This is a genomic window from Aeromicrobium sp. (genome assembly GCF_025965075.1).
In the GTDB taxonomy this organism is placed as follows: Bacteria; Actinomycetota; Actinomycetes; order Propionibacteriales; family Nocardioidaceae; genus Aeromicrobium.
This window is the reverse complement of the sequence record NZ_JAOPXQ010000182.1, coordinates 1-9,789: the sequence shown is the minus strand read 5'-3', so window position 1 is coordinate 9,789 and position 9,789 is coordinate 1. Positions and strand designations below refer to the sequence as shown.

Below are 9,789 nucleotides of genomic sequence, written 5' to 3'. Positions count from 1 at the left end.
GCCTGTGATGTCGATGCTGCGCACGCTGCGCGACTCCGGCCACACCGGCCAGGTCACGTTCCTGCACTACGCCCGCAGCCGCGACGACGAGATGTTCACCGACGAGCTCGACGAGATCGCCACCGCGACTGACTTCCGGATCGTGCGCGTCTACACCCGCCAGCCCGAGCCGGGGGCAGAGCTCGCGGGACGCTTCCACATCGACCACCTCAAGCACCTCGGCGTCGATCCGGTCAGCACCCTCAGCTTCGCCTGCGGCCCGGCCGGACTCATCGCGACCGTGCGCGACACCTACACCGAGCTCGGCGCCGCCGACCAGCTCCGCATGGAGTACTTCAAGGTGCCGTCGGTCGACCTCGACGCAGCCGACGCCACCGGCATGCTGTTCTTCGACGACTCCAACATGGAGGCGTTAAACTCCGGCGCCACGATCCTCGAGCAGGCCGAGAACGCCGGTCTCAAGCCGGAGTTCGGCTGCCGCATGGGCGTGTGCAACACCTGCGCCATCAAGAAGAACGGCGGCGCCGTCCGCCACGTCGTCAGTGGCGAGATCAACGCCAGCACCGACGAGACCATCAAGATCTGTGTCCAGGTCCCCATCGGCGACGTCAACGTCGCCCTCTGAGCCAAGGAGATATCACCATGGCCGCACTCACGACCGCCATCGCCCGCAAGTTCATCAAGAGCCAGCCGATCGAGGCGCGCAGCGCGAGCAAGCACAACGCCGCTCCCCTGTCGCTGATCAGCCCGACGTCCGACAAGCCGGCGACCATCGGCCTGGAGTACATGACGTACGAGCAGCTCGAGGAGTTCGGCCGTGAGCTGGACGCCGTGCGCCAGCGCGTGCTCGACGACCTCGGCCAGTCCGACGCCGACTACATCCGTCGCGTGATCCGCGTGCAGCGCGGCGCCGAGGTGCTCGGCCGCGTCGGCATCTTCATGCCCTTCTTCCCGCCGGCCTTCGTCGCCGGTGTCGCCTCGCTGGCGGTGGCCAAGATCATCGACAACATGGAGATCGGCCACAACGTCATGCACGGCCAGTACGACTGGATGAACGATCCGATGATCGACGGCGCCCGCTACGAGTGGGACAACATTGCGCCGGCCCAGGACTGGAAGCACGGCCACAACTACATTCACCACACGTACACCAACATCCACGGCATGGACCGGGACATCGGCTACAACATGTTCCGCATCGACGAGGACCAGCCGTGGTACGCCACGCACCGGTTCAACCTGCCGCTCGCGTTCGTCCTGATGCTGGTGTTCGAGTGGGGCATCATGTACCACGGTGTCGAGCTCGACCAGTACCTCCACGGCAAGATCACCAAGGAGGACTTCCAGGGTCGCAAGAAGCGTGCCTTCCGCAAGATCCGCAAGCAGGTCTTCAAGGACTACATCGCCTGGCCCGTGCTCGGGCTGGCCCTGGTCCCGTTCGTCGGCTGGTGGGCCCCGCTCGCGATCCTGGGCGCCAACGTCGCCGCCAACGTCATCCGCAACGTGTGGACGTTCCTGATCATCTTCTGCGGTCACTTCCCCGCCGAGGTGCAGACCTTCGCCGAGGAGGACGCGCAGAACGAGAGCCGCGGACAGTGGTACCTGCGTCAGCTGCTCGGCTCGGCCAACATCTCCGGCCACACGCCGTTCCACGTCATGACCGGCAACCTGAGCTTCCAGATCGAGCACCACCTGTTCCCCGACATCCCGGCCCGTCGCTATCCCGAGGTCGCCGAGGACGTCAAGCTCCTGGTCGAGAAGTACGGTCTGCAGTACAACTCCGGTCGCCTGTCCAAGCAGCTCGGCAGCGTCGTCCGCCAGCTCGCGAAGCTCGGGCACAAGCCCAGCGATCCGTACAAGATCGGCAACAGCCCCGAGTCGAAGGCGCTGCGCCGCGCCAAGCGCGAGAAGGCCGCGCGTCGCGTCGAGGAGTCGCGTGCGCCACAATTGACCTCCTAGCCACCTGCGAGCAAGGGGACCCCGATGGCACTGAGCCGGCGTGAGATCGCGAAGGACGTCCTGCAGCAGTCCACGGAGGCGGCGATCGGCAGCGCCGGTCACGTCGTGGCGATCCTGTTCGAGACGGCCCGCAAGATCACGACCGAGGTCGGTGCCTTCGGCACGGAGATCTTCGAGATCGCCGAGGCGAGCAAGAGAGCAGGACAGGACGACGAGGACACCCATCCGGCTGCCGAGTAGCAACGAACCACTCCCATGCAGAGAAAAGTGGCCGTCATCGGCTCGGGTGTGTCCGGTCTGACCGCGGCGTACGTCCTGCGCCGGGACTGGGACGTCACGGTGTTCGAGGCGGACGACCGCATCGGCGGGCACGCCCACACCCACACGGTCCAGGACCCCGACCGGGCCCACCGGGTCGACTCGGGGTTCATCGTCCACAACGACCGGACCTATCCCCTGCTGCGGCGGCTCTTCGGCGAGCTCGACGTCGAGGTCCATCCGACCGAGATGAGCATGAGCATCCACTGCGAAGGGTGCGGGCTGGAGTACGCCGGCGGTCGCGGCGGCAAGGGCATCTTCGCGCAGCGTCGGCGGCTGCTCGACCCGCGCTACCTCGCGATGCTGGTGGGGGTCAAGAAGTTCGGCCGCCTCGCCCACGCGCTGCTCGACAGCGAGGAGTCGCCCACGGACCCGCAGACGTACGGCGACTTCCTGCGGGTCCACGGGTTCTCCGACTACTTCGTGTCGCACTACGCGATCCCGGTCGTGTCGTGCGTCTGGTCCTCGGGGCACGAGACCGCGCTGTCGTACCCCGCGCGTTACCTGTTCGAGTTCCTCAAGCACCACGGCTTCCTGTCGATCAAGGGCTCCCCGCAGTGGTTCACGGTCGTCGGCGGGTCGGGCACCTACATCGACAAGGTCACCGCCGCCGTCGGCGACGTCCGCGCGTCCACCGGCATCCGGCAGGTCACCCGCAAGCCCGACGGCGTCGAGCTGATCGACTCCCGCGGCGACCTGCACACCGTGGACGCCGTCGTCATCGCGACGCATGCCGACGACGCCCTCGCGCTGCTGACCGACCCGACCGACGAGGAGCGCCGGGTCCTCGGCGCGTTCGACTACTCCGACAACGAGGTCGTGCTGCACCGCGACGCGCGCCAGCTCCCGGTCGCACCCGCCGCGCGGTCCGCGTGGAACTACCGGATGGACGGCTGCACCGAGCGCAGCGACCACTCGGCCGTGACCTACTGGATGAATCGGCTGCAGGGCATCGAGTCCGCCCAGCCGTTCCTCGTGACCCTCAACGCGACCGACCGCATCGACCCCGCCTCGGTCGTCGCGACGATGGCGTACACGCACCCGATCTACACGCCGGCGTCCGTCGCCGCCCAGGGTGGCCTGCGTGGCCTGTTCACCGAGCAGACCGTGTTCGCCGGCGCCTATCACGGCTGGGGCTTCCACGAGGACGGCTGCCGCTCCGGGGTCGACGCCGCCGCCGCCCTGGGGACCACATGGTGAGTGCGTCGCTGCTGCCCTCGATGCCGGCCCTCGTCGAGGGGACCGTCGCGCACACGCGTCGCACGCCCCTGCGGCACCGCTTCTCCTACCGGGTCTACCAGTGGCTCGTCGACGTCGACGAGCTGCCACGCATGCGGTGGCCCCTGCGGGCGTTCTCCTCGTTCCGCGCCGCCGACCACATCGGCGACCCGGACGACACGATCCGGGCCAACATCGAGCGGTTCTGCGCGGCGCAGGGCGTCGACGTCACGGGTCATCGATTGCTGATGCTGGCCAACGCCCGGGTCCTGGGGCACACGTTCGACCCGCTCAGCGTCTTCTGGGCGATCGCCCCGGACGACGCGCTGACCTGCATCGTGGCCGAGGTCCACAACACGTACGGTGAGCGGCACGCCTACCTGCTGCAGACCGACGAGACCGGCCGGGCCGAGGTCGACAAGGCGTTCTACGTGTCACCGTTCTTCACGGTCGACGGGTCGTACGACCTGCAGTTCGTGCTGACGCCGGACAAGGTCTCCTCCAGCATCATCCTGCGCCAGGACGGCGCCGCGGTGTTCAGCGCAACCTTCCGGGGTACTCCGCGCCCGGCCACGTCGGCGAGGCTCGCAAGATTTCTCGTCAAAATGCCGCTGATCACCCATCGCACCAGCCTGCTGATCCGAATACAGGGTGTATGGCTCTGGATCCGCAGACTGCCGGTCATCCCCCGTCCGGCCCACGAACCGCAGGAAGGCACGCAATGACGCAGCAGCTCACGAGCGCCCGCTGGCCCGGAATCGCCCGCACCCCCCGCACCCCGATGAAGGCACGCGCCGCGCAGGCGATCCTTCGTCCCACCGTCAACCGGGTGCCCGTCCGGCTGACCTTCGCCGACGGCACGACCTGGGGGGCCGGTGGCCCCGACTCCCCCGAGATGCGCATCGTGCGACCCAAGGCGTTCTTCGCCCGGCTCGGCGCCGACACCAAGATCGGCTTCGGGGAGGCCTACATGGCCGGCGACTGGACCGTCGGCCATGGCACGGACCTCGCCGACCTGCTGCGCCCGTTCGCCGAGCGCATGGCCACGATCGTGCCGGTCCCGCTGCAGAGGTTCCGCGCGTTCGTCGACAAGAAGCTCCCCCACCACCAGCGCAACTCGGTGACCGGGTCGAAGAAGAACATCGAGGCGCACTACGACCTCTCGAACGACCTGTTCGCCCAGTTCCTCGACCCGTCGATGAGCTACTCCGCGGCATGGTTCGAGTCGCCCGAGCAGGACCTCGAGGCCGCCCAGCTGCGCAAGATCGACGGCATCCTCGACCAGGCCGGCGTCACGGCGGGCAGCCGGGTCCTCGAGATCGGCAGCGGCTGGGGCGCCCTCGCGATCCGGGCCGCGCAGCGCGGGGCAGAGGTCACCACGATCACGATCTCGACCGAGCAGGCCGCCCTCGCCCGGGAGCGCTTCGCCGAGGCAGGCGTCGACGTCGACCTGCAGCTCGTCGACTACCGGGAGGTCACCGGCGAGTACGACGCGATCGTCTCGGTCGAGATGATCGAGGCCGTCGGCGAGGAGTACTGGCCGACGTACTTCGCGACGATCGACAAGCTCCTCGCCCCCGGCGGCAAGGTCTCGATCCAGGCGATCACGATGGACCACCACCGCTACCTCGCGACCCGCAACTCGTACGGCTGGATCCAGAAGTACATCTTCCCCGGCGGCCTGATCCCCTCGCTCGACGCGATCGACCAGACGCTTGCCGAGCACACGACCCTCGCCGTGACCGACAGCCGGTCGCTGGGCCAGGACTATGCCCACACGTTGCGCCAGTGGCGGGAGCGGTTCGACGCCGGCTGGGACGCCATCAACGCGCAGGGCTTCGACGAGACGTTCCGCCGCATGTGGGAGTTCTACCTGGCCTACTGCGAGGCGGGCTTCGGCGTCGGCTACATCGACGTCTTCCAGATCCAGATGACCCGGCCGACGGAGGCATGAGCCATGGCTTCCATCGCCCGCCTGCCGATGCCGATCCAGGAGACGTACGAGTGGCAGTACGACGGCGCGTGCCGCGACGTCGACCCCGAGACGTTCTTCTCCCCCGATGCCGAGCGTGGACCCCGGCGACGCGCCCGTGAGGCGGCGGCCAAGGCCCTCTGCGCGGTCTGCCCGGTCGTCCAGGAGTGCCTCAACCACGCGCTGACGGTGCGTGAGCCCTACGGCGTGTGGGGCGGCCTCAACATCAACGAGCGCGACAGCATCCTGCAGCAGCAGAAGGCCGGCTGACCCCGGCAACGGTGCCCAGTCACTCGTAGAAGATGCGCTCCACGACCTGACGGGCGTGCCTGGTCGCCCGGAGGTAGTCGTCGTTGAGGCGTTCGCCCTGGTCCATCCCGTAGCCCAGGAGGTGGGCGACGCCGGCGCGGTCCCCGGCGTGCTCGACCATCGACTCGGCGGGCTTGCCGCGCATCAGCACGACGGCGTTGCGGATGCGGCTGACGAGTCGCCACGCCGTCTCCAGCGCCTCGGCGTCCTGGACCGACACGAGATCGGCCTTGACCGCGGCGTGCAGCGCGTCGAGGGTCCGGGTCGTGCGAAGCTCCGGGACGGCGTGGGCGTGCTGCATCTGCAGCAGCTGGACGGTCCACTCGATGTCGGCCAGGCCACCGCGACCCAGCTTGAGGTGGGTCTTGGGGTTGGCACCGCGCGGCAGCCGCTCCGAGTCGACCCGGGCCTTGATCCGGCGGATCTCTCGCACCTCGGCGGGGGTCGCACCACCCTCGGGCCAGCGCAGCGGGTCGATCAACGTCGTGAACCGCGCGTTGAGGTCCTCGTCGCCGATCGTCGCACTCGCCCGGAGCAGCGCCTGCGCCTCCCAGACCGAGGACCACTTCTCGTAGTAGGCCCGGTAGGCGGCGAACGACCGCACGAGCGGTCCGTTCTTGCCCTCGGGGCGCAGCTCGGCGTCGACCTCCAGCGGCGGATCGTCACCGGGGGCGGCCAGCATCTTGCGCAGCCCCTGGGCCACGGCCATCGCGGCCGCGGCGGCCTCGGTCTCGTCCGCGCCCTCGAGCGGGTCGTGGACGAACATCACGTCAGCGTCCGAGCTGTAGCCGGCCTCGCCGCCACCCAGCCGGCCCATCAGGACGATCGACATCCGGGTCGGCATCTCGCCCCGAGCGGACTCCACCGCCGACGTCGCGGCCTTGAGCGCACCCGCCAGGGAGGCGGTCTGCACGCCGGTCAGCGCCTCGCCGACCTCCGTGATGTCGAGCCGGCCCAGCACGTCGGCGATGCCGATCCGGGACAGCTCGCGGCGCCGGACCCGGCGGACCGCGCGGATCGCATCCTGCGGGTCCGCGTGGCGCTGCGCCGCGAGGTCGACCTCGGTGCGGAGGCGGGACGGCTCGAGCGGGCGCAGCTCGGCGTCGTCACCCAGCAGCGCCACCGAGTCGGGGGCCCGCAGGATCAGGTCGGTGACGTAACGGCTCGACGACAGGACGTGCGCGAGCTGCTCGGCGCCGGCGCCCTCGTCGCGGAGCTTGCGCAGATACCAGTGTGTCTCTCCCAGCCCCTCGGAGATCTTGCGGAACGCCAGCAGCCCGCCGTCCGGGTCGGGCGACTCGGCGAACCACGCCAGCATCGCCGGCAGCAGCGACTTCTGGATCGCGGCCCGCCGCGACAGCCCCGACGTGAGGGCCTGGATGTGGGCCAACGCGCCCTTGGGGTCGGCGAAGCCGAGCGCCGTGAGCCGCTGCTCCGCGGCGAGCGTCGTCAGGCGCAGGTGATCGGTCGGCAACGAGGCGACGGCCTCGAGCAGCGGCTGGTAGAAGAGCTTCTCGTGCAGGCGCCGCACGATCCGCCGGTGCGCCTGCCACTCCTTCGTGAGGTTCTCGGCCGGGTTCTGCCGGAAGCCCATGCTCCGGCCGAGCCGGCGCAGGTCCTCCGGGTCGTCCGGCACGATGTGGCTGCGGCGCAGGTGGTAGAGCTGGATCCGGTGCTCGAGGGTGCGCAGGAACTCGTACGCCTCCTCCATGGCGGCACCGTCGCGGCGCCCGACGTACCCGCCGTCGATCAGCGCCCGCAGCGCGATCAGCGTCGTCGGGCTGCGCAGCGTCTCGTCGGCCCGGCCGTGGACGAGCTGCAGGAGCTGCACCGCGAACTCGACGTCCCGCAGGCCGCCGGCGCCGAGCTTGAGCTGGCGGTCGCGGTGCGCCTGCGGGATGTGCTCGATGACCCGGCGACGCATCGCGCGCACGTCGGTCACGAAGTTGTCGCGCGTGCTGGCGAACCAGATCATGGGTGTCAGCGCGTCGAGGTACGCCTGACCGAGCGTCTCGTCACCGGCCGCGTAGCGCGCCTTGAGCAGCGCCTGGAACTCCCACGTGCTGGCCCACTTCTCGTAGTAGGCCACGTGGCTCGCCAGCGACCGCACCAGCGGGCCGTTCCTGCCCTCGGGCCTCAGCTCGGCGTCGACCTCCCAGATCGTGCCCTCACCGGTGTGCTCCCGGCACATCCTCATGACGGCGGCCGCGACCCGGTTGGCCGCGGCGGTCGCGGCCTGCTCATCCTCGCCCTCGCGCGCCTCGTGCACGAAGATGACGTCGACGTCGCTGAGGTAGTTGAGCTCGCGCCCGCCGGTCTTGCCCATCGCCATGATCGTGAACCGGCACAGGTCGGCGTCGGGCTGCTCCGCGCGCACGATCTTGAGTGCGGCGCCGAGGGTCGCGACCGCGAGGTCGGACAGCTCGGCGGACGACTGCTCGAACAGGGTCAGGGCGGTCAGGTCGCGGGCGGCGATGTGCAGGAGCTTGCGGTAGTAGCCGATGCGCAGCTCGTCGGCCGTCGTCGCCTCCTCCATCTGCCGGCGCCGCACGTCGAGCGGGATCGGCGTGGTCGACAGCGCCTCCGCCGACAGGTCCGCGACGTACTCGGGGTGCCGGGTCAGGAAGTCGCCGAGCGCCCGGCTCGTGCCGAGCACCACGAGGAGCCGCTGGCGCAGCTGGTCGTCGGCGTCCAGCATCGCGAGCAGCCGGTCGGGACCCATCTTGGCGCCGATCGCACTGAGCGAGGCCAGCGCGGTGTCGGGGCTCGCCACGGTCGCGATCTGGTCGATCAGGGCGTCCGGCACCTCACCCAGGGTCGCGAGATGGGCGACCGTCCCCTCGCCGTCCCGGAAGCCCTTGCGGGCCAGGGCGACGGCCAGGTCACGCGCTTCGGTTGCCACCTCAGCAGGCTACCCGGGGACTCAGACCATTGGCATGAGGCGGTCGATCTCGAACTGCGTGACCTGCGAGCGGTAGTCCTGCCACTCCGCCCGCTTGTTGCGCAGGAAGAAGTCGAACACGTGCTCGCCCAGGGTCTCGGCGACGAGCTCGCTGGACTCCATCGTGCGGATTGCCTCGTCGAGGTTGCGCGGCAGCGGCGCGATGCCCATCGCCTTGCGCTCGTTCTCGCTCAACGACCACACGTCGTCCTCGGCCTCGGGCGGGAGCTCGTACTGCTCCTCGATGCCCTTGAGCCCTGCGGCCAGGACCAGCGCGAACGCGAGGTAGGGGTTGCAGGCCGCGTCGATCGCGCGGTTCTCGACCCGGGCGGAGTTGCCCTTGTGCGGCTTGTACATCGGCACCCGGATCAACGCGGAGCGGTTGTTGTGGCCCCAGCAGACGTAGTTGGGTGCCTCTCCCCCGCCGGCGAGCCGCTTGTAGGAGTTGACCCACTGGTTGGTGACCGCGGTGATCTCGGGGGTGTGCTGCAGGACGCCAGCGATGAACGCGCGACCCGTCTTGGACAGCTGGTACTCGGCACCGGCCTCGTAGAACGCGTTCTCGTCGCCCTCGAACAGTGACACGTGCGTGTGCATGCCGGAGCCGGGGTGCTCGGTGAACGGCTTGGGCATGAACGAGGCCCATTTGCCCTGGCTCAGCGCGACCTCGCGGACGACGGTCCGGAACGTCATGATGTTGTCGGCGGTCGACAGCGCGTCGGCGTAGCGCAGGTCGATCTCCTGCTGGCCCGGGCCGCCCTCGTGGTGGCTGAACTCGACCGAGATGCCCATGTTCTCGAGCATCGTGATGACCTCGCGGCGGAAGTCCTGGCCGCCGCCCTGGGCGGTGTGGTCGAAGTAGCCGCTGTCGTCGACCGGCACGGGACGCTCACCGGCCGGCGGCTTGCCCTTGAACAGGAAGAACTCGATCTCGGGGTGCGTGTAGAACGTGAACCCGGCCTCGGCGGCCTTCTGCAGCGCGCGCTTCAGCACGTGGCGGGGATCGGCGTACGACGGCGTGCCGTCGGGCATCAGGATGTCGCAGAACATGCGAGCCGTCGCGGGGGTCTCG

9 protein-coding genes are annotated in these 9,789 nt (G+C 69.4%); 7 read left to right on the top strand and 2 right to left on the bottom strand.

Features of this window, described 5'->3' with window-relative positions; translation table 11 throughout:
* The 7 genes from JWQ91_RS11125 to JWQ91_RS11095 all read left to right on the top strand — a co-directional run.
* On the top strand, positions 1–625 hold a 625-nt coding region (locus tag JWQ91_RS11125), incomplete at its 5' end, for a 2Fe-2S iron-sulfur cluster-binding protein (RefSeq protein ID WP_297783721.1).
* 17 nt (positions 626–642) lie between these two features.
* On the top strand, positions 643–1,959 hold the full coding sequence (locus JWQ91_RS11120) for an acyl-CoA desaturase (protein ID WP_297783716.1): 1,317 nt from the start codon (positions 643–645) through the stop codon (positions 1,957–1,959).
* A gap of 24 nt (positions 1,960–1,983) precedes the next feature.
* Positions 1,984–2,199, top strand: coding sequence for a hypothetical protein (locus JWQ91_RS11115; protein WP_297783713.1), 216 nt, complete (start codon positions 1,984–1,986; stop codon positions 2,197–2,199).
* 15 nt (positions 2,200–2,214) lie between these two features.
* Positions 2,215–3,477: an FAD-dependent oxidoreductase gene (locus tag JWQ91_RS11110; protein ID WP_297783711.1), complete on the top strand. Its 1,263-nt coding sequence runs from the start codon at positions 2,215–2,217 to the stop codon at positions 3,475–3,477.
* Positions 3,471–4,220: a DUF1365 domain-containing protein gene (locus JWQ91_RS11105; protein ID WP_297783708.1), complete on the top strand. Its 750-nt coding sequence runs from the start codon at positions 3,471–3,473 to the stop codon at positions 4,218–4,220. Before JWQ91_RS11110 ends, JWQ91_RS11105 begins: the two co-directional genes overlap by 7 nt.
* On the top strand, positions 4,217–5,449 hold the full coding sequence (locus JWQ91_RS11100) for a cyclopropane-fatty-acyl-phospholipid synthase family protein (protein ID WP_297783705.1): 1,233 nt from the start codon (positions 4,217–4,219) through the stop codon (positions 5,447–5,449). Before JWQ91_RS11105 ends, JWQ91_RS11100 begins: the two co-directional genes overlap by 4 nt.
* Before the next feature lie 3 nt (positions 5,450–5,452).
* On the top strand, positions 5,453–5,737 hold the full coding sequence (locus JWQ91_RS11095; protein WP_297783702.1) for a WhiB family transcriptional regulator: 285 nt from the start codon (positions 5,453–5,455) through the stop codon (positions 5,735–5,737).
* Positions 5,738–5,756: 19 nt separating this feature from the next.
* Here the strand turns inward: JWQ91_RS11095 and JWQ91_RS11090 are convergent, their stop codons facing one another.
* A complete protein-coding gene (locus JWQ91_RS11090) occupies positions 5,757–8,678 on the bottom strand; it encodes a bifunctional [glutamine synthetase] adenylyltransferase/[glutamine synthetase]-adenylyl-L-tyrosine phosphorylase (RefSeq protein WP_297783698.1) in 2,922 nt (973 codons plus the stop codon).
* Between the two features lie 21 nt (positions 8,679–8,699).
* A partial coding sequence (locus JWQ91_RS11085; RefSeq protein WP_297783695.1) for a glutamine synthetase occupies positions 8,700–9,789 on the bottom strand: 1,090 nt, incomplete at its 5' end.